25 protein-coding genes and 1 riboswitch are annotated in these 22,164 nt (G+C 63.4%); of the genes, 18 read left to right on the plus strand and 7 right to left on the minus strand.

Annotated features, from left to right (window positions below; translation table 11 throughout):
- The first annotated feature begins 24 nt into the window (after positions 1 to 24).
- Positions 25 to 774 carry an alpha/beta fold hydrolase gene (locus HNP00_RS07205; RefSeq protein WP_184737363.1) on the plus strand — a complete coding sequence of 250 codons (750 nt, stop codon included), beginning with the start codon at positions 25 to 27 and terminating at the stop codon, positions 772 to 774.
- Here HNP00_RS07205 and thiC read toward each other — a convergent pair whose 3' ends face one another.
- Positions 775 to 2,595 (minus strand): phosphomethylpyrimidine synthase ThiC, encoded by a 1,821-nt coding sequence (gene thiC / locus HNP00_RS07210; protein ID WP_260404809.1) that lies wholly within the window; start codon positions 2,593 to 2,595, stop codon positions 775 to 777.
- A riboswitch (TPP riboswitch) is annotated at positions 2,591 to 2,698 on the minus strand. (Overlaps the previous gene by 5 nt.)
- A gap of 125 nt (positions 2,699 to 2,823) precedes the next feature.
- Between thiC and HNP00_RS07215 the strand changes: the two genes are divergently transcribed.
- The 17 genes from HNP00_RS07215 (at position 2,824) to HNP00_RS07295 (ending at position 16,539) form a co-directional block, all read left to right on the plus strand.
- The gene (locus HNP00_RS07215) at positions 2,824 to 3,918 is read left to right on the plus strand and encodes an amidohydrolase family protein (protein WP_184737367.1); all 1,095 of its coding nucleotides are present in this window, start codon (positions 2,824 to 2,826) and stop codon (positions 3,916 to 3,918) included.
- Positions 3,919 to 3,996: 78 nt separating this feature from the next.
- A complete protein-coding gene (locus tag HNP00_RS07220) occupies positions 3,997 to 4,869 on the plus strand; it encodes a VOC family protein (protein ID WP_184737369.1) in 873 nt (290 codons plus the stop codon).
- A 191-nt stretch (positions 4,870 to 5,060) separates the two neighbouring features.
- Positions 5,061 to 5,504: a hypothetical protein gene (locus tag HNP00_RS07225; RefSeq protein WP_184737371.1), complete on the plus strand. Its 444-nt coding sequence runs from the start codon at positions 5,061 to 5,063 to the stop codon at positions 5,502 to 5,504.
- Positions 5,505 to 5,699: 195 nt separating this feature from the next.
- Positions 5,700 to 6,122 (plus strand): 30S ribosomal protein S16, encoded by a 423-nt coding sequence (rpsP, locus tag HNP00_RS07230; protein WP_184737373.1) that lies wholly within the window; start codon positions 5,700 to 5,702, stop codon positions 6,120 to 6,122.
- Position 6,123: 1 nt separating this feature from the next.
- Positions 6,124 to 6,366, plus strand: a complete 243-nt coding sequence (locus HNP00_RS07235) for an RNA-binding protein (protein WP_028267532.1) — start codon at positions 6,124 to 6,126, stop codon at positions 6,364 to 6,366.
- 129 nt (positions 6,367 to 6,495) lie between these two features.
- Positions 6,496 to 7,056, plus strand: a complete 561-nt coding sequence (gene rimM / locus HNP00_RS07240; protein WP_184737375.1) for a ribosome maturation factor RimM — start codon at positions 6,496 to 6,498, stop codon at positions 7,054 to 7,056.
- Positions 7,057 to 7,902, plus strand: coding sequence for a tRNA (guanosine(37)-N1)-methyltransferase TrmD (trmD, locus tag HNP00_RS07245; RefSeq protein WP_184737377.1), 846 nt, complete (start codon positions 7,057 to 7,059; stop codon positions 7,900 to 7,902). It begins immediately after the preceding gene.
- 288 nt (positions 7,903 to 8,190) lie between these two features.
- The gene (gene rplS / locus HNP00_RS07250) at positions 8,191 to 8,550 is read left to right on the plus strand and encodes a 50S ribosomal protein L19 (RefSeq protein WP_059387674.1); all 360 of its coding nucleotides are present in this window, start codon (positions 8,191 to 8,193) and stop codon (positions 8,548 to 8,550) included.
- 75 nt (positions 8,551 to 8,625) lie between these two features.
- Positions 8,626 to 9,303 carry a signal peptidase I gene (gene lepB / locus HNP00_RS07255; protein WP_184737379.1) on the plus strand — a complete coding sequence of 226 codons (678 nt, stop codon included), beginning with the start codon at positions 8,626 to 8,628 and terminating at the stop codon, positions 9,301 to 9,303.
- Positions 9,304 to 10,239, plus strand: coding sequence for a signal peptidase I (gene lepB, locus HNP00_RS07260; protein ID WP_184737381.1), 936 nt, complete (start codon positions 9,304 to 9,306; stop codon positions 10,237 to 10,239). It begins immediately after the preceding gene.
- The gene (locus tag HNP00_RS07265; RefSeq protein ID WP_184737498.1) at positions 10,239 to 11,012 is read left to right on the plus strand and encodes a ribonuclease HII; all 774 of its coding nucleotides are present in this window, start codon (positions 10,239 to 10,241) and stop codon (positions 11,010 to 11,012) included. Before lepB (HNP00_RS07260) ends, HNP00_RS07265 begins: the two co-directional genes overlap by 1 nt.
- Positions 11,013 to 11,090: 78 nt before the next feature.
- Positions 11,091 to 11,435, plus strand: a complete 345-nt coding sequence (locus HNP00_RS07270; RefSeq protein ID WP_059387678.1) for a DUF2469 domain-containing protein — start codon at positions 11,091 to 11,093, stop codon at positions 11,433 to 11,435.
- 113 nt (positions 11,436 to 11,548) lie between these two features.
- Positions 11,549 to 11,905, plus strand: a complete 357-nt coding sequence (locus tag HNP00_RS07275; protein ID WP_184737383.1) for a YraN family protein — start codon at positions 11,549 to 11,551, stop codon at positions 11,903 to 11,905.
- Entirely contained in the window at positions 11,906 to 13,447 is a 1,542-nt protein-coding gene (locus HNP00_RS07280; protein WP_184737385.1) for a YifB family Mg chelatase-like AAA ATPase, read from the plus strand.
- Between the two features lie 134 nt (positions 13,448 to 13,581).
- Positions 13,582 to 14,724: a DNA-processing protein DprA gene (gene dprA / locus HNP00_RS07285; RefSeq protein ID WP_260404835.1), complete on the plus strand. Its 1,143-nt coding sequence runs from the start codon at positions 13,582 to 13,584 to the stop codon at positions 14,722 to 14,724.
- Positions 14,725 to 14,799: 75 nt separating this feature from the next.
- Positions 14,800 to 15,765, plus strand: a complete 966-nt coding sequence (locus tag HNP00_RS07290; RefSeq protein WP_184737500.1) for a tyrosine recombinase XerC — start codon at positions 14,800 to 14,802, stop codon at positions 15,763 to 15,765.
- 270 nt (positions 15,766 to 16,035) lie between these two features.
- Positions 16,036 to 16,539: a DUF3145 domain-containing protein gene (locus HNP00_RS07295; RefSeq protein WP_184737389.1), complete on the plus strand. Its 504-nt coding sequence runs from the start codon at positions 16,036 to 16,038 to the stop codon at positions 16,537 to 16,539.
- A 159-nt stretch (positions 16,540 to 16,698) separates the two neighbouring features.
- Here HNP00_RS07295 and fabF read toward each other — a convergent pair whose 3' ends face one another.
- The 6 genes from fabF to HNP00_RS07325 all read right to left on the minus strand — a co-directional run.
- On the minus strand, positions 16,699 to 17,934 hold the full coding sequence (fabF, locus tag HNP00_RS07300; RefSeq protein ID WP_184737391.1) for a beta-ketoacyl-ACP synthase II: 1,236 nt from the start codon (positions 17,932 to 17,934) through the stop codon (positions 16,699 to 16,701).
- A gap of 140 nt (positions 17,935 to 18,074) precedes the next feature.
- A complete protein-coding gene (locus HNP00_RS07305) occupies positions 18,075 to 18,320 on the minus strand; it encodes an acyl carrier protein (RefSeq protein ID WP_184737393.1) in 246 nt (81 codons plus the stop codon).
- A gap of 109 nt (positions 18,321 to 18,429) precedes the next feature.
- A complete protein-coding gene (locus HNP00_RS07310; RefSeq protein ID WP_184737395.1) occupies positions 18,430 to 19,491 on the minus strand; it encodes a beta-ketoacyl-ACP synthase III in 1,062 nt (353 codons plus the stop codon).
- A complete protein-coding gene (locus HNP00_RS07315) occupies positions 19,488 to 20,417 on the minus strand; it encodes an ACP S-malonyltransferase (RefSeq protein ID WP_184737397.1) in 930 nt (309 codons plus the stop codon). The genes HNP00_RS07310 and HNP00_RS07315 overlap by 4 nt, the downstream gene beginning before the upstream one ends.
- Positions 20,418 to 20,505: 88 nt before the next feature.
- Entirely contained in the window at positions 20,506 to 21,750 is a 1,245-nt protein-coding gene (locus HNP00_RS07320; protein ID WP_184737399.1) for a CdaR family transcriptional regulator, read from the minus strand.
- A 190-nt stretch (positions 21,751 to 21,940) separates the two neighbouring features.
- Positions 21,941 to 22,164 (minus strand): hypothetical protein (locus tag HNP00_RS07325; RefSeq protein WP_184737401.1); only part of this gene is annotated, 224 nt, incomplete at its 5' end.

The following is a 22,164-nucleotide window of genomic DNA, read 5'->3' on the forward strand; positions in this document are numbered from 1 at the left end:
AGCCCCGTGCCATAGGCTGGATGAATGCAAAAGCAGCGCGTTGTGTTCGTCCATGGAGCAGGCACGTTCGGCGCTGCCGCTTGGCCGAAGCAACACGGGATGGCACTGGACTATGACGCGCTCTTCCTCAAACGCCACGGCTTTGACGCGCAGGCGGAGCCTTTGGAATCCGATGTCGCCGCAGATGTGGACATCGTGCTGGAATGCTTGGGAGCGAGAGAAGCCGCGTCATCCTCCGGCCCGGCCCGTGGTGGCCATGTCGTGGCGCATTCCCAAGGCGCTATCTCCGCAATGCTGGCCGCGGTGGAGAGGCCGGACCTGGTCCGCTCCCTCGTGTTGGTTGAACCGGCATGCCTTTCTTTGACGGCTGAACTGCCCGCCACTGCGGCCTACCGGGCGCTGATGGAACCCTTGTTCCGGATCCGGCACGAACTCAGCGATGACGATTACCAACGTGAGTTCGTCCGCCGGGCGTTTTCCTCCGAAGCAGCCGTCCTCAGTACCCCGGAGGCCCGGCGTACCGCCCGGCGCCTGCGGCTGCAGGCGCCACCCTGGGAGGCGCCCCTGCATATTGTCCCGGGAGTTCCCACGCTTGTCTTGACCGGTGGATGGGAACCGCTCTACGAAGAGATCGCCGGGTACCTGCAGGAAACCGGCGCCCTCCACCGCGTTGCGGCAGGAGGACACCGGCCTCATGACTCAGTCGAAGGAGACCGGATCATCCGTTCCTTCATTGCGGATGTCAGCCGCGCCGGGTCGGTCCAGGCTTCCTGATTAGTTCAGGCTTCCTGACTTCGCTCCTGAAGGAACTTCCAGCTCAGGCAGGTAGACCTTGCCGCCGGAGGCCAGGAATTCCTCGCTCTTTTCGCGCATGCCGCTGTACATTTCCGCGATGGCTGCTTGGGAATCCGCTGAACCGTATTCGTCGCGGATGTCCTGGCTGATGCGCATGGAGCAGAATTTCGGTCCGCACATGGAGCAGAAATGCGCTGTCTTGGCCGGTTCGGCAGGAAGGGTCTCGTCATGGAACGACTCCGCCGTGACTGGATCCAACGACAGTGCGAATTGGTCGCGCCAGCGGAACTCGAAGCGGGCCTTGGACAAGGCGTCGTCGCGTTCGTGGGCACCGGGGTGTCCCTTGGCGAGGTCGGCGGCATGGGCAGCGATTTTGTAGGTGATCACGCCGGTCTTGACGTCGTCCTTGTTCGGCAGGCCCAGGTGTTCCTTGGGTGTGACGTAGCACAGCATCGCGGTTCCGTAGCGGGCAATCTCCGTGGCACCGATGGCCGAAGTGATGTGGTCGTAGCCCGGCGCCACGTCGGTGACGAGCGGGCCCAAGGTGTAGAAGGGCGCGCCCTTGCACAGTTCCTGCTGGCGTTCCACGTTCTCCCGCACCAAGTGGAACGGAATGTGGCCCGGCCCTTCGACCATGACCTGCACGTCAAACTTCCAGGCCCGCATGGTCAGCTCGGCCAAGGTGTCCAACTCGGCGAACTGCGCGGCGTCGTTGGCGTCCGCCGTTGCTCCCGGGCGCAGTCCGTCGCCGAGGGAGAACGCGACGTCGTACTTGGCGAAGATTTCGCAGAGTTCGTCGAAGTGGGTGTAGAGGAAGTTTTCCTCGTGGTGGGCCAGACACCAGCCCGCCATGATGGAGCCGCCGCGGGAAACGATGCCGGTCACGCGGTTGGCGGTGAGCGGCACGTACCGCAGCAGCACGCCGGCGTGGATGGTCATGTAGTCCACACCCTGCTCGCACTGTTCAATGACGGTGTCGCGGAAAATCTCCCACGTGAGCTTGTTGGCTTCGCCGTTGACCTTCTCCAGCGCCTGGTAGATGGGCACGGTGCCGATCGGCACGGGGGAGTTGCGGATGATCCATTCGCGGGTGGTGTGGATGTCGTCGCCCGTGGACAGGTCCATGACCGTGTCTGCGCCCCATTGCGTGGCCCACTGCAGCTTGTCCACTTCTTCGGCGATGGAACTGGTGACGGCCGAGTTGCCGATGTTGGCGTTGATCTTCACCAGGAAGGCCTTGCCGATGATCATCGGCTCGGATTCCGGGTGGTTGATGTTGTTGGGAATGATGGCACGGCCGGCGGCGACTTCGCGGCGGACCAGTTCAACATCGCAGTTTTCACGAAGTGCCACGAACTGCATCTCGGGCGTCACAATGCCCTGCTTGGCATAGTGCATCTGGGTGACAGTCTTGCCTTCGACGGCGCGGCGGGGCACCGGCTGTGCGCCCTTCCACTCCGCGGAGGCGGCGCCGCGGCGCACGGCCGACTTGCCGTCGTCGAGCAGGTTCCGTTCACGTCCGCTGTATGCCTCGGTGTCGCCGCGCGCTTCGATCCACTCGCTGCGGAACGGCTCAAGGCCGACCACCGGATCACTCCCGGGCCCCGCGGTACGGTACACCTGGAAGGGCGCATTGGCCTCGCCGTTGGGGGACGGTTCCAGGGCGATTTCCGTAACCGGTACCCGGATTCCCGTCTCCGCATCCTCCAGGAACGCGAGGGAATGCGACTTGAGGGATTGGGTCACTTCCTGCGCTGATCCGTTTTGGGTAGGGCTCAGCTGTGTTTCTTTGGTACTCAAAGGATTACTCACTTCCTTCGCCGGCATTACCCGGACAGGTTCAACGGTCGCAGGCTGCATCAGCCCGATCTCAGCCCTTGCAAGGGCCCCCGTGTGGTCGTAGACGAAGCTACCACAGCCGTTGGTGCCTACGACAGATGTGACCTACGACAGATGTGACCTAGGACAGTTGTGACCTGGGACAGATGTGACCGAGCAGGCGATCGCGTCGGAGTTTAGTGTGGAAGCATGCCAGAAATCATCGAGTTCAGCGGCACCGTCCTCACAGGGCCCAGGGACGAACGGCGCGGGCTCTGGTCGATCGACGGACGGCTGACCTTTCTGCGGCCTGCTGCCGCGCCGAGCGTCGTCCTGGACGGATGGGTGCTCCCCGGCCTTGTCGACGCCCACTGCTATGTTGGACTGGGAAAGGGCGGAGCTGTTGACGAGGAGACCGCGCGCCTTCAGGCAATGGCGGACCGGAACGCCGGGACACTTTTGATCCGCGACGCCGGCTCCGCAAGCGACACACGCTGGCTGCAGCGCCGGACGGACATGCCGAGGATCATCCGCGCGGGCCGGCATATTGCCAGGCAGCGCCGGTACATCCCCGGGCTGGCAGAGGAAGTCGAGCCGGAAGATCTGGTGGAGGCCGTACGCAAGCAGGCCCGGTCCGGAGACGGTTGGGTCAAGATCGTAGGAGACTGGATCGACCGCTCGCTCGGGGACTTGGGTCCGTCCTTTCCGGCCGCCAGCGTCAAGGACGCCGTCTCAGCCGCACACGACGAGGGAGCTCGGGTGACGGCCCATTGCTTCGCCGAAGGAACGATCGACGACATGCTCGACGCCGGCATCGACTGCATCGAGCACGCCACCGGCCTACTGCCGCATCACATTCCGCGGTTGCTCGACCAGGGGGTGCCGATTGTCCCGACGCTCATCAACATTGCCACCTTCCCGGTCATCGCCAAGCAGGCTGAGACAAAGTTCCCGCGCTACGCCACCCATATGACCGAGCTGTGGGAGCGTCGTTATGAGCGGGTCCGCGAGGCATTCGACGCCGGAGTGCGCGTGTATGCCGGGACTGACGCCGGCAGTGTCATCAAGCATGGCCGTATCGGCGAGGAAATCCTGGAACTACACCAGGCCGGATTGCCGACGGCGGCTGCCCTCGATGCCGCCTGCTGGTCGGCTCGGGAATGGCTCGGCGCGGATGGCATCAAGGAAGGCGCCAGCGCCGACGTCGTGCTGTACGCAAAAGATCCCCGCGCATCGCTTGACTTGGTGCTGAAGCCGCAAAGCACCGTGCTCAGGGGGCGCATTTCGGGAAGTGACCAGCATTAGGAATAAATTGAAGCTTCAAGTAATTTAGATAGATAGAGGTTGCCGAAGGGCGGCGCCACAAGAAGCCGGGAGTTTCACATGACCACCACATCCAGCCAGGATCTCCTTCCTGCCGAGCTCACCATGGGCACTGTCATGCTCAAGGTGGGGGACATGAAGCTCATGAGCGACTACTACCAGCGGGCACTGGGGCTGGACGTCGTCGCCGAACAGGATGGCGGACTTTACTTCGGCAGGCTCGGCAAGCCGCTGGTGCACTTGGCCCCGGCTTCCGGACTGCAGATCCCGGGCCGCGGAGAAGCTGGACTCTTCCACACGGCTTTGCTCTTCGAAGACCAGTCCTCGCTCGCCGCCACCGTTGCCTCCGCCGCGCAATACGAGCCCCACGCTTTCGTCGGCAGTGCAGACCATCTGGTCAGTGAGGCCTTCTACTTCACCGATCCCGAGGGCAACGGCATCGAGCTCTACTACGACAAGCCCCGCGAAGGTTGGGAGTGGAACGGCACGTCCGTCGTCATGGACAGCCTGCCCCTCCCTCCGCAGCGCTACCTCCAGCAGTACCTGAGCGAAACGGCGGTGACCGGCCAGCACGAGGCAGGCGCCGGCGTCGGGCATGTCCACCTCCAAGTGGGCGACGTGCAGACTGCCCACGATTTCTACGTCGACACTTTAGGCTTCGAGAAGACCGCCGGTTGGCATGGGCAGGCCTTGTTCGTCTCCGCAGGCGGCTACCACCACCACATGGCCATGAATGTCTGGAACAGCCGCGGCGCCGGCCCGCGCAAGGACACGCTGGGCCTTGGCGAGGTTGTGATTGAAGTCCCGTCAGGGGACGACGTCGGCGCGCTCGCCGACCGCCTCAAGGTTGCCGGCATTTCGTCCCACCACACCGGCCGGGAGTTGCGCTTCGAGGATCCGTGGCGCAACCGGCTGCGGGTCGCCGTCCGTTAGCGTCCAACTTGCTCCCCAACTTCGCTCCGCTCAGCCGGGGACCCCTCGCAAGTTAGCGTCCAACTTGCTCCCCAACTTCGCTCCGCTCAGCCGGGGACCCCTCGCAAGTTAGACTTAGCGCTTGACGGCGTGGCGCATACCTTTCGGCCACGCCGCAGCTCCGTCGGCACGAATGAATGAGGGTAGTTTCCATGGGCTTTGCTGAAATCTTTGTTGCCACCCACGATGAAGCACTCAAGAGGGCCGCCGCCCTGGAGAAAGGCAGTGACGTTTCCGGTGCTGCGGTACGGATCCCGGGAATCAGCGATTTCGAAGTAGAACAGCTCGGCGACCTCGCAGGCACTGCCGTGCACGCGGCCGGCGCCGACTACGAGTTGGCCCTGGTGGACGTCACCAGTGACGCTTTGCTGGGTGTTCCAGGGGCCATGGTGCGTGCATTGTCCGAACTTCTCAGCTACGAGACTGAGGGCGAAGGGAGTGTCCTCGACGACGTCGCCGAGCGCTGGGCAGCCCAAGAGGATATGCCCTTCGATGCCCAGCAGTCCCGCCTTTATGTGCAGCAGTTGGCGGCCCTCGCCAGCGACGTCGAGAAGGCCGAGCGCGCTGGTCTTTACGTCTGGTCAGCCGAGCAGTAATTCGGGGGTAAACCCGCCACACGGGCACGTAGTTCGAAATACCGTCTGCCATCTGGCACAATGGACAGGTACTCGATCCGCGCGGCCCCTCTCTCCGTGTGTGCATCTTGTCCTTCGAACCCTCAAGTATGGCCCGCCCCACGGGTGCAGAACGACGGGCTCAACCCCGTTTCAGAAACAGGAGTGACCACAAAAGTGGCCGTAAAGATTCGCCTTAAGCGCTTCGGTAAGATGCGCGCACCGTACTACCGCATCGTCGTCATGGACTCCCGCTCCAAGCGCGATGGCCGTGCGATCGAAGAGATCGGCAAGTACCACCCCACCGAGGAGCCCTCGTACATCGAGGTTGCCTCCGAGCGGGCACAGTACTGGCTGTCCGTCGGCGCTCAGCCGACCGAGCAGGTTGCTGCGATCCTCAAGATCACCGGTGACTGGCAGAAGTTCAAGGGTCTCCCGGGCCAGGAAGGCACGCTGAAGACCAAGGTCGCCAAGCCTGCGTTCGTTGCACCGGAGAAGGGTTCCGTTATCATCCCGGAAGCCATCACCAAGAAGGCCAAGCAGTCGGAAGCAACTGAGGCTCCCGCTGACGCTGAAGCAGAGACCACCGAGGCTGAGTAAATTGCTGGCAGAAGCGCTCGAGCACCTGGTCCGGGGGATCGTTGACAGCCCTGAGGACGTCAAGGTCAGTGCCAAGAACAACCGCCGCGGGGAATCCCTCGAGGTACGTGTTCACCAGGACGACCTCGGACGGGTCATCGGACGCCAAGGCCGCACCGCACGCGCTTTGCGCACGGTGATTGCGGCATTGGCCGGCGGCGAGCAGGTCAGGGTCGACGTCGTCGACACCGACCGTCGCCGGTAACGCGCTCAGCAATACTTGTCTTAGATCCGGCCCCTCCACCAGATTATGGTGGAGGGGCCGGATTGTTTTACGACCAAACTCCAGCCTTGGTCCGAAGCCGGCCCCAGGGAAGAAATCAGAGGAATCCCCATGCAGCTCCAGGTTGCCCGAATCGGCAAGCCCCACGGAATCCGCGGCGAAGTCACCGTGCAGGTGCTCACCGACACGCCGGGAGATCGTTTTGTCCCCGGGACCGAATTCGTGGTTGAGCCCGCAAAGGCCGGTCCTTTGACCATCAGCAGCGCCCGCTGGAACAAAGACATCCTGCTGCTCGGCTTCGAAGAGATCTCCACGCGCAACCAAGCCGAGGAAATCCGCGGCGCGAAGCTCTTCATCGAAACCGAAGAACTGGACGAGGACGACGACGAGGGCTGGTACGAGCACGAACTCGTCGGCCTTGAGGTCCGTGTCGGCTCGCAGGCCGTGGGCAAGGTGACCGCACTCAACACCATGCCCGTCCAGGACCTGCTGGTCATTGAAGGCGCGGATGGCAAGGAAATCCTGGTGCCCTTCGTTGAGGAGATTGTGCCCGAGGTCAACGTCGAGGACGGCTACGTGTTGCTCACGCCTCCGCCGGGCCTCTTTGAGCTGAACACAGATTCAACCGCCGACGACGATGCCGAGGACTCCGAAGACAAGGACGATGCCTAGATGCGCATCGACGTCGTCAGCATCTTTCCGGAGTACCTGGCGCCCCTCGAACTTTCCCTCATAGGCAAGGCTCGTCAGGATGGGCTCCTGGAACTGAACGTCCATGACCTGCGGACCTTCACCACCGACAAGCACCGCACCGTGGACGACACTCCTTACGGCGGCGGCGCAGGAATGGTCATGAAGCCCGAGCCATGGGCCCAGGCCTTGGAATCCATTGCCGCTGCCCGGGTTGCTGTAACCGAAAGTGGCGGCTCTGGGAGCTCGCAGGACGGGCCTGCGAAGCAGCCGGTCCTGGTTGTCCCGTCACCGGCGGGGGAGCGCTTCAACCAAGCCCTTGCCTATGAACTCGCCGAAGAAGAACAGCTCGTGTTCGCCTGCGGCCGCTATGAAGGCATTGACGAACGCGTCATTGAGTGGTCGGCCGAACACTTCACGGTCCGCCCGGTCAGCTTGGGGGACTACGTCCTCAACGGCGGCGAAGTCGCAGTCCTGGCCATGGTAGAGGCGATCGGACGGCTGCTTCCAGGCGTGGTCGGCAACCCCGAATCCCTGGTGGAGGAATCCCACTCAGACGGCCTGCTGGAGTACCCGGTCTACACAAAGCCCTCATCGTGGCGCGATCGTGACGTGCCTGCCGTCCTTTTGAGTGGCAACCACGGCAAGATCGCCCAGTGGCGGCGCCACGAACAGTTCCGTCGCACGGCAGAGCGCCGTCCGGATCTCCTCGCGAAGTTCGACGCCGGCGGCCTGACTCGTGCGGACCGTACGGCTCTCGGAGAACTGGGGTACGACGTCGTCGACGGCCATTTGCGGCACCGCCCTAACGACGACGTCTCCGACTGAGCCGGCCGCCGTCGGGCAGTGCCGTCCATGCATGGACCACAAAAGTCGGACCGCATCCGCGGGATTGGCCGGAACTCCAGGGGTATGGCAGAATTAACCCTTGTGTCTACTGGGTTCGCGCCTGCCACAGGGGGAGCGTAGCCAACAGCCTGACAACCCGGAACCGCCAATCAGTGGTGGTGCTGGACTTTGAAATCTTCGGCGGTAATTTCCGGACGGCCTCGCGCCCCGGGCTTGCCCGCCGCGACCCAAAGTGGATGACCTGTGGCGTTCACCAGGAGTGGATTAATGCATATCCTCGATAGCGTAGATGCAGCTTCGCTGCGTAACGATGTTCCCGAGTTCCGCGCGGGTGACACCATCAAGGTTCACGTGAACATCATCGAAGGCAAGAACTCCCGTGTCCAGGTTTTCCAGGGCTTCGTCCTGGGCCGCCAGGGTGACGGCGTTCGCGAAACCTTCACCGTCCGCAAGGTTTCCTTCGGTGTCGGCGTAGAGCGTACCTTCCCGGTGCACTCCCCGATCATCGAAAAGATCGAGGTCGTCACCAAGGGTGACGTCCGCCGCGCCAAGCTCTACTACATGCGCGCACTGCGCGGTAAGGCTGCGAAGATCAAGGAAAAGCGCGACTTCGCCACCGGCAAGTAGGTCTTCGACCAAGCGGGTCCTGGATTCGTGTCCGGCCTGCGCCGGAGAAATCCGCAACGCAACAGGAAACGAATCATGGACCACGCAAAACGCCAGCCCCGGAAACAGGGCTGGCGTTTTGTTTTGCTCGCATTGGTCCTGGCGGTGGCCATCAGCGGGCTTGTCCGATCCTTGTGGATCGATGTCTACTTCATCCCCTCTGAGTCCATGGAGCCGCTCCTTGGGACAGGCGATCGCATCCTTGTGTCCAGGACCGATTTCGCCGCAGATCCCATTCGCCGGGGAGACATCGTGGTCTTCGACGGCAGGGGCACCTTTGCCCCCCTGAACAGCGGCAAAGGCCCGTTCGCCGACGCCGTGGCCGCAGCAGGCCACTGGCTCGGCCTCACGGGAAGCGATACAACGTACGTCAAACGTGTCATAGGGCTTCCCGGTGACCACGTCATGTGTTGCGGCACCGACGGCAAACTCACAGTCAACGGTCAGCCGGTTGAGGAACCCTATCTGTATCCGGGCGACACGCCGAGCGAGCAGAAATTCGACGTCATCGTCCCCAATGACCGATTGTGGCTCATGGGGGACCACCGTTCACGATCGGCCGATTCGCGTAGCCTTCTGGGCGCACCCGGTGGAGGAATGGTGCCGCTGGAGCGTGTCATTGGGCGTCCGATCCGGATCATCTGGCCGCTTGATAGATTTGCAGAACTGGCTCGCCCCGCGCAGGCCGGTACAACCTCGAAGAACGGACAATAGATGCCGGAGACAACTCCCGGGAAGCCAGAACGGCACGACGACGACGCCCGGCTCCTGGACGGACCGTCCGCTCCCGCCAGCGAGCTCACAACGGACGACGTCGATCTGGCCTCCGGAGGGTCGGCGGCCCAGGTGGCGGAACAGCCAGATGAACAGGAGTCTCCTCGCCGGTCCGCACGGCGGGCTGCCGACGAAACCGATGAGTCCAATGCCTCAGCCAAGAACCACGGCAGTCCGTTCCTCAGTTGGCTCAAGGAAATCGGCACCGTGGTGGTCATCGCCGTAGTGTTGTCCTTCCTGATCAAGACATTCCTGTTCCGAGCCTTCTTCATCCCCTCGGAGTCCATGGTCAACACCCTCGACGTTGACGATCGGATCTTCGTCAACTTGCTGGTCCCCAAGCCCTTCGCCCTGGAACGTGGCGATATCGTGGTCTTCAAGGACGCCCAGGGATGGCTGCCGCCCACGCAGAAGTCAGCGCCCGGGCCCTTCAAGTGGTTCCAGGATGGCCTTGTCTTTGTTGGACTACTCCCGGATGAGACCAATCAGCACCTCGTGAAGCGCGTGATCGGACTGCCCGGGGACAGGGTCTCGTGCTGTGACAGTTCCGCGCGGGTCAGCGTCAATGGCACGGTCCTCAACGAAAGCTACATCAACCCTGCCCAGGTTCCGATGGCCAAGTCTTTCGATGTAGTGGTCCCGGAGGGGAAAATTTGGGTTATGGGTGATAACCGCAATAACTCGGCGGATTCCCGCGAACACCAAGCTGTCAACGGTGGCTTCATCAATATCTCCGACGTGGAGGGTAAAGCCACCGTTATTGCGTGGCCCGTTAGCCGTTGGCAGATCCTCGACAACCACTCCGAGGTTTTCCGCAATGTTCCCGCGCCGTCGCCACAGAAGACGGCTTCGCCCACGGCCCCAGCGAGCAAATGATGGCACCTGCGGGGGCCAGGACGGCCGCGCCGGCTAGGACAGCCGCTCCGGCTAGGACGGGGCGGACTTCCGGAGCGGAGAAGACCTCGGGGACGAAGCCCAAACAGCCTGCCGCCTTTCCGACCCTGGATGTCGAACGGGGTTTCCTGGCCCCTGGAGTCACGCTCTTGGCTGGCGTTGACGAAGTAGGCCGTGGAGCCCTTGCCGGACCGGTTTCGGTGGGGATCGCCGTCGTGGATCTTCGGGACCACGGCTTGCTCGCCGATGTCCGTGACAGCAAGTTGCTCAAGCCTGAAGACCGCGAACGGCTGGAGCCGTTGGTTCGCGAATGGGCCGTTGGCTCGGCAGTGGGCCACGCAAGTTCGGCGGAGGTCGATGCGCTGGGAATTGTCGGCGCCTTGCGCCTTGCTGGAACACGCGCCTGGTTCGAGATCCTCGCCGCGGGCGTGCATCCGGACCTTGTCCTGCTGGACGGGAGCCACAACTGGCTCTCGCCTCAAGTTCAAGGATCGTTGTTCGACGCCGAGCCTCCCGGGCCTGCTTGCGAGGCGCCCGTTCACACGCGGGTGAAGGCGGACATGAGCTGCCTCAGCGTGGCGGCCGCTAGCGTGCTTGCAAAGGTCGCCAGGGACCGCATCATGGTTGGGCTGCACGAGGAGTATCCGGCGTTCGGCTGGAACGAGAACAAGGGCTACGCTACTTCCTCACACCGGGAGGCCCTCCGCTCCTTGGGCCCTACTCGGTACCACCGGACCAGTTGGAACCTGCTCTAGCCCCCGCTTTTTCCTGTGACGGACGCCGGCCGTGCCAGCGTTGCGGCGAGTGCCCGCTCCATGGTGCAAGATGGAACTATGAGTGCCGAGGATCTTGAGAACTATGAAACCGACATGGAGCTACAGCTCTACCGCGAATACCGCGATGTCGTTGGCTTGTTCAGCTATGTTGTCGAGACCGAGCGCCGGTTCTATCTGGCAAACCACGTCGACCTGCAGGCCCGCAGTGCCGACGGCGAGGTCTATTTCGACCTGACACTTCAAGATGCCTGGGTTTGGGACGTCTACCGTTCGGCCCGTTTCGTGAAGAATGTCCGGGTCATCACGTTCAAGGACGTCAACGTCGAAGAACTGCCGCGGAGCGAGGAACTTTCCTTGCCGAAAGACGGCGATCTGGGCGATCTCGGCAACCTGGGCAACTAGGGCAGCTCGCGAACTTCTCCTCCACACCGTCCCATTGACGGAGTTTCCCACATAGCCAAACTCCTCCCTGTCTTTGGACTCTCCGCGCCTCCACGCTGGTAGCGGAGGTGGTTATGAAAGCCAAAGACTTGTTGGGCCAGCACGGTGAAACGCTGGCTGCCGGGTTCCTTGAAACCCAAGGGATGCGAATTGTTGACCGCAATTGGAGGTGCCACGAGGGGGAGATCGACATCGTGGCGCTCGACGGCGACATCTTGGTGATTGCCGAGGTCAAGACCCGGAAGAACCTGGCCTACGGGCATCCCTTCGAAGCCATTGATGCAGCCAAGCTTGCTCGGCTCCATCGCCTGGCTTTGTCCTGGTGCCGTGATCACGAGTTGCGCGCCTCGCGCCGCCGGGTGGATGTCGTGGGGGTCATCGACGACGGCGTAGGCGAACCAAAGTTGGAGCACCTCAGGGGTGTGGGCTAGATGGGCGTGGGACGGGCTTACTCCGTTGCACTGTTGGGCCTGAACGGCTACATCGTGGAGGTCGAGGCAGATATCGGCCAGACCCTCCCGAACTTCGTGATCCTGGGCCTGCCGGACGCGTCCTTGAACGAAGCCAAGGAACGTATTCGCTCGGCCGCCCAGAATTCCGGCATCCCCCTCAGCCGTCGAAAGATCACCGCAAACCTGATTCCGGCTTCGCTGCCGAAGCGCGGCTCGGGGTTCGACCTCGCGATCACCATGGCGGTTTTGCGCGCTGCCGGTGACATCCGTTCCACCGAAGGTACGGTCTTCATCTCCGAGTTGGGACTGGATGGCAGGTTGAGGCCGGTTCGCGGTATCTTGCCGGCGGTCATGGCGGCTGTTCAGTCGGGCCACCCCGAGATCGTGGTGGCCCGGGCAAACGTCGCCGAGGCGGAGTTGGTTCCCGGGGCAGTGGTTCGCGGCTACAAGACCCTGGCCCGTTTGGCCTTTGATTTCGGGGCTGACCCCCAGGACCTGGCCCTCGACTACGATCCCGTCGATGGTGAAGCTATTGGCGACGGCAAAAGCGGTGCCGTGGTTGTTCCGGACCTTTGCGATGTATCGGGGCAGGGTGATGCCCGCCGTGCCCTCGAGGTTGCGGCGGCGGGGGCACACCATGTGTTGCTGTGCGGCCCGCCCGGTGCCGGCAAGACCATGCTCGCGGAGCGGCTCCCTGGACTCTTGCCGGATCTGGGCGACCAAGAAGCCATGGAGGTCACAGCGATCCACTCACTCTCAGCCGTCCACGTTGATTCGGTACAGCTGTTGCGCCGCCCGCCTTTTGAGAACCCCCACCATAGTGCGACTGCCGCCGCCATCATCGGTGGTGGCTCCGGCCTGCCACGGCCGGGAGCGGCATCACGAGCCCATCGTGGCGTCCTGTTCCTCGACGAGGCACCCGAGTACGAACGCCGCGTTCTGGACGCCCTGCGGCAGCCCCTGGAGAGCGGTGAGCTGGTCATCCACCGCTCGGCCGGTACCGCAGCATACCCGGCTCGTTTCCAACTGGTCCTTGCTGCGAATCCTTGCCCGTGCGGAAAGGCCACTGGCAAAGGAGTCGATTGCACCTGCACTCCAGTGATGCGGCGCCGCTACTTTGGGCGTATGTCAGGACCTTTGTTGGACAGGGTGGACATCCAGCTTCAAGTGGAACGTGTATCCCTTGCCGACTTCGGGCAATCCGGCGCGGAGGAGGACACAGCTACGGTCGCCGGGAGAGTCCATGCCGCCCGGTCAAGGCAGCGTGAACGCTTGGGGAGATTTGGGATGGAAACCAACTCGCAGATTCCCGGCCGTGTATTGCGTGGCGAACTACGCCTCCCCACTGCGACCACGAAGATTCTGGATACTTCCCTTGAGCGTGGAATCCTCACCGCGAGAGGCTACGACCGCGTCCTGCGCCTTGCATGGACGCTTGCGGATCTGGGTCACCAGGACCGGCCCCACAGCGATGACATCGGGCAGGCCCTTGGCCTGCGGCAGGCGGTTGCGGCCGCATGAAAGGACACGCCATGACTGAGAACCACCCGCTACCGCGGGAAACGCCTCCCTCGGAAGCCGCGCCGTCGGTGCGCGGAATCGGGACCGCGGACCGATCGAAAGAGCGCCTCGCCCGGGCAGCGCTCTCAAGGCTGATGGAGCCACAAGACGCTGCCGGACTCGCCTTGGTGCAGGCCGCGGGGGCCGTCGATGGTCTCAGGATAGCGATCGGTGAGCTCCTCCCTGGTCCCGAGCTTGAGCAAGAGGTGAGTTCCTTGCTGGTTGACAGCGGGGTCTCCGCAGCGTGGGCCGGATTGGCTGCCGCATTGCGTCGCTGGGCGCCAAGGATTCCGAACCTGGCCCCCGACCGGGATCTTGCCACGATGCAACGCCTTGGTGGCCGCATGATCATCCCCGGCGATCCGATGTGGCCAGCTCAGTTGGCTGATCTTGGCCTGCATGAACCGTTGTGTCTATGGTGGCGTGGACTCGAAGTGGAGTTTCCACCCTTGCGGCGGGTGGTTGCCCTTGTCGGCTCCCGGGACAGCACCAGCTATGGGGCATCGGTAACCGGTGACTTCGCCTACGGGTTGGGCCAGCGCGGCTATAGCGTCGTATCGGGAGGCGCGTACGGAATAGACGCCCACGCCCATCGTGGCGCGCTGACCGGGGGTACCAGCGACATGCCGACCATCGCGGTGATGGCAGGGGGAGTGGACAGGTACTACCCGTCCGGGAATGAGGATTTGCTCCGTGCCGTGGCAAATCAAGGGTCGGTCATCGCAGAGGTTCCCCCGGGTTCGGCGCCCACCCGCTACAGGTTCCTTCAGCGCAACAGAATCATCGCGGCGTTAGCAGGTGTGACAGTTGTGGTGGAGGCCCGCTGGCGTTCGGGCGCGCTGAATACTGCCCACCATGCCGAATCCATAGGCAGGGGCGTTGCAACAGTTCCGGGATCCATACATAGTGCCAACTCCGCTGGCTGCCATCGGCTTCTCAGGGACGGCGGGGCTGTTTGCGTCACGGATGTCGGCGAGATTGCCGAACTGGCGGGGTCCAGTGGTGAAGCTCTCGCCGCCGATAAGGAATCGGATGCTTCCGACCACGATGGACTCACACTCGAGGACCTCATCCTGTTGGATGCCCTACCAGTCCGTTCAACGAGCTCGGTGGAGAAGCTCGCGGTTGTAGCTGGACTCAGCCCGGAGTCGGTACGGGCCGGGCTTGGACGGCTCGGATTGCTGGGACTGGCAGTATCTGTGGGCGGTGCCTGGAAGAGGTCGGGGAAGCGGGGTTGAGCGAGCGGATGAGGGGGTGCGGAATTGAGCGGGATCCAGCCGACCCGAATCAGGCTCTCTGCCCGGAACGTGGCGATGCCACCAGCCCGGCCTCGCTGCTGGCACAGTGGAAGGGTGGAAGAGAAACCGCTCCCCGAAGCACTCGCCAAGACCGTGGAGAACTTTCGGCGCTACCTCGAAGGCGAGCGGGCCAGATCCGCTCACACTGTGAGGGCATACATCGCCGATATCGAGAACTTGCTGGGCTTTGCCGCCACAGAGGGCGTGGAGGAGCCCACGGACTTGGAACTTGGCACTCTGCGTCGCTGGCTGGGCGCACAGAGCGAAACCGGCAGGTCAAGGGCGACTCTTGCCCGGCACGCCGCCACGGCCAGGGCATTCACTTCTTGGGCCCTGAGGGAAGAGCTGATTGCATCCGACCCGGCCACTCGCCTCCAAGCCCCCAAACGCGATCACACACTCCCTGGGGTCCTTCACCAGCAGCAAGTCGCCCGGATCTTCGAAAGCCTGGCCGAGGCGGCCGCGGATGGCTCCCCGATGTCGCTGCGTAACCGGGCCGTCGTCGAGCTGCTCTACGCCACGGGAATCCGTGTCGGAGAGCTGGCCGGCCTCGACATCGATGATCTCGACCCGGACCGCAGGACCCTCCGTGTGCTCGGCAAAGGCAATAAGGAACGTACTGTCCCCTATGGGGTACCGGCTGCGCTCGCCGTCGACGACTGGCTCCATCGGGGTCGTCCGCGGCTAGTTACCGAGCGCAGCGGGCCGGCGCTGTTTCTCAGTTCGAGGGGCAACCGGATCGACCAACGCCAGGCACGAAGCGTGGTTAATGACCTCCTGGCGGCGCTGGGGGATACCGCGGCAACAGGTCCCCACGCACTGCGCCACACAGCTGCTACCCATTTGCTGGACGGCGGGGCGGATTTGCGCGCGGTGCAGGAGATACTTGGACACAGTAGTCTCGCGACAACCCAGATCTACACCCACGTGTCGGTGGACCGGCTTCGCAAGAGTTATCAACAGGCCCATCCGCGCGCCTAAGGGAACGCGGTCCGGAGAATCCCGCAGCAGTCTGAAGGGCCCCGAAGGGACGAAATCAGTGCATCCGCGAATCGCACTGGCGTAATTCCGGTCCGTACGGCAAAATGAAAGCAATGTCGGGGAACTTTCAACTTCAACTTGAATGTTCTTCCGCTGTGGAAAAAATCATAGGAGGCTAGGGAAACCGGAACAGCGCGGCACGCGCGCAGCAAACTTTTCATCCAGGCAGAGGTCGTTGGGGAAGACGTACCTACAGCTATGGAGGATGGAATGTCTGTTGCAACAACTCGCGGTGTCTTGTTTGTTCATTCGGCCCCTACCGCGTTGTGCCCTCACGTTGAGTGGGCCATCGGATCGGTCGTTGATAAGCGGACCGATCTTGAGTGGACTCCGCAACCGGCCGCGCCCGGAATGTTCCGTGCCGAACTGTCCTGGGCGGGAGTCCCGGGAACGGGCGCACAACTGGCGTCGGCCTTGCGCGGGTGGGCGCACCTTCGCTATGAAGTCACGGAGGAGCCCAGCCCAGGCGTGGACGGTGCGCGTTGGTCGCACACGCCGGAGCTTGGTATTTTCCATGCCGTCACGGATGTCCACGGCAACATCATGGTGACCGAGGACCGTATCCGCTACGCCTATGAGTCGGCAGCGGGGGACTCCGCGGCTGTGTATCACGAGCTTTCATTGGCGCTCGGCGAGGCCTGGGACGAAGAACTCGAGCCTTTCCGCCACGCTGCCGAAGGTGCGCCCGTCCGCTGGCTACATCAGGTCGGCTAGGCCCCGCACGGCCTTAGCGTAGCCCCGGCGAAGCCCCGCACGGCCCAGGCGCCGGCGCGAAAGAGCAAAGACAGGTTTTCCATAGCAAAGAGGAGGGCCCCACCGCGTGGGGCCCTCCTCTTGTGCGCGCCGATTGTGCGCCGAACTGGGCAGGAGCTGTCAGACGTTGCGGATGGCGATGACGGCGTTGTGGCCGCCGAAACCGAAGGAGTTGCTCAAAGCGACGATGTCACCGGCAGGCAAGGTGCGTGCGGAAGTGACGACGTCGAGTGGGATCTCCGGATCCTGGTTCTCGAGGTTGATGGTCAATGGAGCCTGGCGTTCATAGACCGCGAGCACCGTCAGTACGGCTTCCACGGCCCCTGAAGCACCCAACAGGTGGCCCATCTGGGACTTGGTGGCAGAGACCGCCACATTGTCGACGTGTGCGCCCAGGGCGGCACGGAGCGCCGTGTACTCAGGCTTGTCGCCGACCGGCGTGGACGTGGCGTGGGCGTTGACGTGTACCACGTCTTCGGCCTGGATGCGGCCATCGAACATAGCGGCCTTCAAAGCGCGGGTAGCGCCCAGGCCCTCCGGGTCCGGTGCCGTGATGTGGTACGCATCGGCCGTGACCGACGTACCGGCGAGCTCAGCGTAGATGCGCGCACCGCGGGCGATGGCGTGCTCTTCGGCTTCCAGGACCAGGGCGCCTGCGCCTTCACCCATCACAAAGCCGTCGCGGTCGCGGTCGTATGGCCGCGAAGCGTGCTCAGGATCGTCATTGCGGCGGGAGAGCGCCTGCATCGAGGAAAACGCGGCGAGGGGCATCGGGTGGATGGCGGCTTCGGCGCCACCGCACACGACGACGTCGGCCTTGCCCGAACGGATGAGGTCGAGGCCGAGGTGCACGGCTTCGGTGCCGGAAGCGCAAGCAGAAACCGGAGTGTGCGCGCCGGCGCGTGCGCCAAGGTCAAGGCTGACGGCTGCGGCGACGCCATTCGGCATGAGCATGGGGACCGTCATGGGCAGTACCCGGCGAGGGCCCTTTTCCTTCAGGGTGTCCCAAGCGTCCAGGAGCGTCCAGACGCCACCGATGCCAGTAGCGAAAGCAACGGCAAGGCGATCGTGGTCGATTTCGGTGATACCGGAATCTGCCCAAGCTTCGCGTGCGGCGATGACGCCGAACTGCGTGGACGGGTCCATGCGCTTGGCTTCAACGCGGCTCAGGACCTCGAGGGCCGGCGTCGAGCACCGGGCGGCAAAGTGGACCGGAAGGTCATACTTGGCAACCCACTCGTCCTCGAGCGTGTGGGCACCGGAGACCCCTTTGAGCGCGTTCTTCCACATCGTGGGGACGTCGCCGCCGATGGGCGTTGTGGCGCCCAGACCGGTTATGACTACTTTGCGTGCCATGCGATCACTCTCTGTCGGATCAGCCAACCCACGTGCTGTTCTCACTGGGGAGGCAGGAAAAAACTCTGGGAAATAAAGCAGCTGTGCCGGGCTTCGGATGCAACAGGTCGCACCCGAAGTCCGGCACAGTTGATGCCAGGCTAGGCCTGTGCGTTCGAGATGAAGTTGACGGCGTCGCCGACGGTCTTCAGGTTCTTGACCTCTTCGTCCGGGATGCGGACGCCGAACTTCTCTTCGGCGTTGACGACGATGGTCATCATCGAGATGGAGTCGATGTCCAGATCCTCGGTGAAGGACTTGTCCAGCTCGACGGCGTCGGTGGCGAGGCCGGTCTCTTCGTTCACGATTTCAGCCAGGCCGGCCAGGATTTCTTCGTTGCTAGCCATTGTTGGCTCCTTTTCTTGTTGTGCCGGCTGCTGCCGGAAATGGGGGCAAACCGCGGATACGGTTTGGGTTCCAAAGCATTATTCAGTTGGGGGTAAAAAGCAGTCCAAACTACGGAAGAACGACTACCTGGGCACCAAAGACCAAGCCGGCGCCGAATCCGATCTGCAAGGCGAGGCCACCGCTGAGTCCCGGGTTCTCTTGCAAGAGACGGTGCGTGGCCAGCGGAATGGAAGCGGCCGAGGTGTTGCCGGCTTCCGCGATATCGCGCGCAACAACGACCGTCTCCGGGAGCTTCAGCTTCTTGACCATCTCATCGATGATCCGCATGTTCGCCTGGTGGGGGACAAAAGCCGCAAGATCCGAGGCTTCTATGCCGGCGGCATCGAGGGCTTGCTGGGCAACCTTCGCCATTTCCCAGACGGCCCAGCGGAAGACCGTCTGGCCGTCCTGGCGGAGCGTCGGCCAAACATCCTGTGCGGCGGAAATAATGGCCTGATCATCGGATTCATCCGAATGGCGGGCAGTCTCGCCAAGGTTGCGGACTTCATCGAGGGAATGCGTCATGCCGATCGCGTTCCATTTGCTTCCATCGGATCCCCAGATCGAAGGGGCGATACCAGGGGTATCGGACGGGCCGATGACCACTGCGCCGGCACCGTCGCCGAGGAGGAAGGAAATGGTGCGCTCGTGGTTGTCGATCACGTCCGAGAGCTTCTCGGCGCCTACCACGAGAACGTATTCGGCCGCGCCGGAACGGACCAACGCATCGCCCTGGGCAATGCCATAGCAGTAGCCTGCGCACGCCGCGGAAATGTCGTAGGCCGGTGCCGGGGTGGCGCCCAAACGGTCGGCGAGTGCAGCGGCTGCGGACGGCGTGGCATACGGGTGCGTGACGGTTGAGATGATGACGGCACCAAGCTGGGAAGCCTCGATGCCGGCCTGCTTGAGTGCCTCGCGGGCAGCTCCCTCGGCCATGTCGATGACGCTGACATCGGCCGCGGCACGGTGGCGGGTGACGATTCCGGTGCGCTGGCGGATCCATTCGTCCGAGGAATCGATCCACTGGCAGACGTCTTCGTTGGTGACGATGATGTCCGGGCGGTATGCCCCGATGCCTACGATGCGTGAGTATTCGTTGGTCCGTGCTTGCTTGAGTACGGGGGCGCTCATGCTTCTCCCTCCAGTTCTGCGAAGAGTGCAAGTGCCGCGGACAGGTCATCCGGGGTCTTGACGGCAACCGTTTTGACGCCCGGCATACCGCGCTTCGCGAGCCCGGCCAAGGTGCCGGCCGGCGCGAGCTCGATGAGTCCGGTGACGCCGCGCTGGACCAGGTTCTCCATGCAGAGATCCCAGCGCACCGGGCGTGAGACTTGGGCGATGAGGCTTTCGACGGCGGCGCCGCCGTCCGTTACTTCCTGGCCATCGAAATTCGAGAGCAAGGGGACCGTGGGGGCTTGCGGCTTGAGCAAGGGCCGGAGTGCTTCAAGCGCGTCCACGGCCGGAGCCATGTGGGAGGTGTGGAACGCGCCGGCGACCTTCAACGGGATCACCCTGGCCTTGGCCGGCGGGTTGTCAGCGAGGGCCTGGAGCTGTTCGAAGGTGCCCGCGGCCACGGTCTGCCCGGCGCCGTTGACGTTCGCGGGCGTTGCGCCCGCAGCCGCAATTGCCGAAAGAACCTCAGCTGGGTCACCGCCGACGACGGCGCTCATCCCGGTGGGGGTGACGGCGGCAGCGGCCGCCATGTTGTTGGCACGCTCGCGGACGAACGTCATGGCTTCTTCTTCGCTGAGGACACCCGCAAGTGCTGCGGCAGTGATCTCACCGACCGAGTGCCCGGCCAAAACGATGGGAAGGGTGCTGAGTTCGACGTCGAACAGGGACTTCGCTGCCACGAGTCCGGCGGCGACGATCAAGGGCTGCGCGATAGCGGTGTCCTTGATCGTTTCTTCATCGGAGGTGGTGCCGTGGGCCTTGAGGTCGATGCCTGCGATTTCGCTCAGGGAGGCCAAATGGCCCTCTACGGAAGGGAGCTCCAGCCAAGGGGCCAAAAATCCAGGGGTCTGGGAGCCCTGTCCAGGGCAGACGATTGCAAGCACGTAACCAGCTTTCCAAATTGCCGCGTGAACTACTGGTGTTTGCGTACACCAAGCTCACTGGGTCAGTTTGTAGGAAGTCTACAACGGTTCAACCCGCGGATCGGGTACCGTGACGCTCCGACGTCGCCTTTGGCTGGGCCGAAAGCCTGCCCACAACCAAGGCAGTTTGGAGTACGAAAGCCTCCCGGGGGAGGAGCGGATCCCACCCTGTGACGTCGCAGACGCGCTTGAGACGATACCGCACTGTGTTTGCGTGGACGAACAGCTCGCGGGCAGTTGCTTCGAGGGAATGGCCAAGCTCGAGATAGGTGCCCAGCGTCTCAACGAGCCCGTTGGAAGCTGCGAGGAGGGGCCGGTAAATGTTCTTGATGAGGGAACGGCGGGCAGCGTCGTCACCGGAGACTACGCGTTCCGGGAGCAGGTCGTCGGCGGCCACCGGCCTCGGAGCCGAGGGCCACGCCTTGGCCGCCGTGAGCCCGGCGAAGGCTGCTTGCGCAGAACTGCTCGCTTCCAGCAGGGAGCCGGCCTCCGGTCCATAGACCACCGCGCCCGGGGCAAACAGTTCGCTCAGCTTCAAATATGCGGTGTCGCGGTCCTGCACGCCACCCAGAATGAGGATCAGGCGGTCGCCCTGGATGCCAACCAAGGCGTCCTCCGCATAGCGTCCGGCCGTCCGGCGCAGCTCGCTCACATAGCTCGCGCTCGGCTCCGACGGCGAGTTTCCCACCATCACGGTGAAGCGTTCCTGCGCCTTCCAACCGAGGGCTGCGATGCGGGAGCGAAGGGCATCAGTGTTCTCGCCGCGGAGAATGGCGTCGACAATCAGGGCTTCGAGCCGGGTGTCCCAGGAACCGCGCGATTCCGCGGCTCGGGCGTAGACGTCCGCGGCGGCGAAAGCCACCTCCCGTGAATAGCGCAGGACCGCTTCGCGCAACGAAGGCTGGTCGGCTTCAGGCGCAATCACGGGCACTTGGTCCTCCACCACCTCGACCACGATCCGGATCAACTGGAGGGCCTTTTGAAGGCTGATGGAGCGGGTCAGCTCAGTGGGAGCATTGCCGAAGACATCCGTCAGGATCCACGACGGCGAGCTGGGCCGTTCGTACCACGTCACGAAAGCCGCGATTCCGTTTTGGGCAACCAAGCCTAGCGCTGAACGTTCGTCGGAGCTCAGCCGGCTGTACCAAGGCAGTGATTTCTCAAGCTTGCGCATGGTGGTGGTGGACAATTGCCCCACATTGGCACGGAGCCGCTTCAGGGTCTCAGCCTTTTCGGGTGACACCGCGCGCGCAGCCGCTTTACGTTTCGCGGGGGTTTGAATCGGCTCTGCCATGCCTTGAGCATACGGCGCATCATCCGCAAGCTCCATTTGTGAGAAGGCTACAACTGCGTTTGGTGTGGGTCACGCGAGCATCCGGGCCGCGCAGCGCTGTGCGGGGATGGTTAAAGCACGACGGCGGCCCGCACCTTCCGGTGTGGACCGCCGTCGTGGTCTTCTGACTTAGATTCGCTTCGCTTGAGGTTTAGCTTTCGCCGCCTGCGCCGCCGGTGGTCCCGGCGTTGACATCGAGGAGGCGGTACTTCTCGATTGCCTGGGCCGGAGCCTGTGCATCCACTTCGCCACGGCGGGCGAGTAGCTGCAGCGCCTTCACGACGATCGAGTGGGTGTCGTTCTTGAAGAAGCGTCGTGCGGCTTGGCGGGTGTCGGAGAAGCCGAAGCCGTCGGCGCCGAGGGAGGCGAATTCGT

Origin of the sequence: Arthrobacter sp. AZCC_0090 (genome assembly GCF_014207375.1) — a bacterium.
Classification (GTDB): domain Bacteria; phylum Actinomycetota; class Actinomycetes; order Actinomycetales; family Micrococcaceae; genus Arthrobacter.

Excerpts from the sequence above, each read along its gene's own strand:
- HNP00_RS07205 (WP_184737363.1), top strand. The coding sequence starts at position 25 with ATGCAAAAGCAGCGCGTTGTGTTCGTCCATGGAGCAGGCACGTTCGGC.
- HNP00_RS07215 (WP_184737367.1), top strand. The coding sequence starts at position 2,824 with ATGCCAGAAATCATCGAGTTCAGCGGCACCGTCCTCACAGGGCCCAGG.
- HNP00_RS07220 (WP_184737369.1), top strand. The coding sequence starts at position 3,997 with ATGACCACCACATCCAGCCAGGATCTCCTTCCTGCCGAGCTCACCATG.
- HNP00_RS07225 (WP_184737371.1), top strand. The coding sequence starts at position 5,061 with ATGGGCTTTGCTGAAATCTTTGTTGCCACCCACGATGAAGCACTCAAG.
- rimM (WP_184737375.1), top strand. The coding sequence starts at position 6,496 with ATGCAGCTCCAGGTTGCCCGAATCGGCAAGCCCCACGGAATCCGCGGC.
- trmD (WP_184737377.1), top strand. The coding sequence starts at position 7,057 with ATGCGCATCGACGTCGTCAGCATCTTTCCGGAGTACCTGGCGCCCCTC.
- rplS (WP_059387674.1), top strand. The coding sequence starts at position 8,191 with ATGCATATCCTCGATAGCGTAGATGCAGCTTCGCTGCGTAACGATGTT.
- lepB (WP_184737379.1), top strand. The coding sequence starts at position 8,626 with ATGGACCACGCAAAACGCCAGCCCCGGAAACAGGGCTGGCGTTTTGTT.
- lepB (WP_184737381.1), top strand. The coding sequence starts at position 9,304 with ATGCCGGAGACAACTCCCGGGAAGCCAGAACGGCACGACGACGACGCC.
- HNP00_RS07265 (WP_184737498.1), top strand. The coding sequence starts at position 10,239 with ATGGCACCTGCGGGGGCCAGGACGGCCGCGCCGGCTAGGACAGCCGCT.
- HNP00_RS07270 (WP_059387678.1), top strand. The coding sequence starts at position 11,091 with ATGAGTGCCGAGGATCTTGAGAACTATGAAACCGACATGGAGCTACAG.
- HNP00_RS07275 (WP_184737383.1), top strand. The coding sequence starts at position 11,549 with ATGAAAGCCAAAGACTTGTTGGGCCAGCACGGTGAAACGCTGGCTGCC.
- HNP00_RS07280 (WP_184737385.1), top strand. The coding sequence starts at position 11,906 with ATGGGCGTGGGACGGGCTTACTCCGTTGCACTGTTGGGCCTGAACGGC.
- dprA (WP_260404835.1), top strand. The coding sequence starts at position 13,582 with ATGGAGCCACAAGACGCTGCCGGACTCGCCTTGGTGCAGGCCGCGGGG.
- HNP00_RS07290 (WP_184737500.1), top strand. The coding sequence starts at position 14,800 with ATGCCACCAGCCCGGCCTCGCTGCTGGCACAGTGGAAGGGTGGAAGAG.
- HNP00_RS07295 (WP_184737389.1), top strand. The coding sequence starts at position 16,036 with ATGTCTGTTGCAACAACTCGCGGTGTCTTGTTTGTTCATTCGGCCCCT.
- fabF (WP_184737391.1), bottom strand. The coding sequence starts at position 17,934 with ATGGCACGCAAAGTAGTCATAACCGGTCTGGGCGCCACAACGCCCATC.
- HNP00_RS07305 (WP_184737393.1), bottom strand. The coding sequence starts at position 18,320 with ATGGCTAGCAACGAAGAAATCCTGGCCGGCCTGGCTGAAATCGTGAAC.
- HNP00_RS07310 (WP_184737395.1), bottom strand. The coding sequence starts at position 19,491 with ATGAGCGCCCCCGTACTCAAGCAAGCACGGACCAACGAATACTCACGC.
- HNP00_RS07320 (WP_184737399.1), bottom strand. The coding sequence starts at position 21,750 with ATGGCAGAGCCGATTCAAACCCCCGCGAAACGTAAAGCGGCTGCGCGC.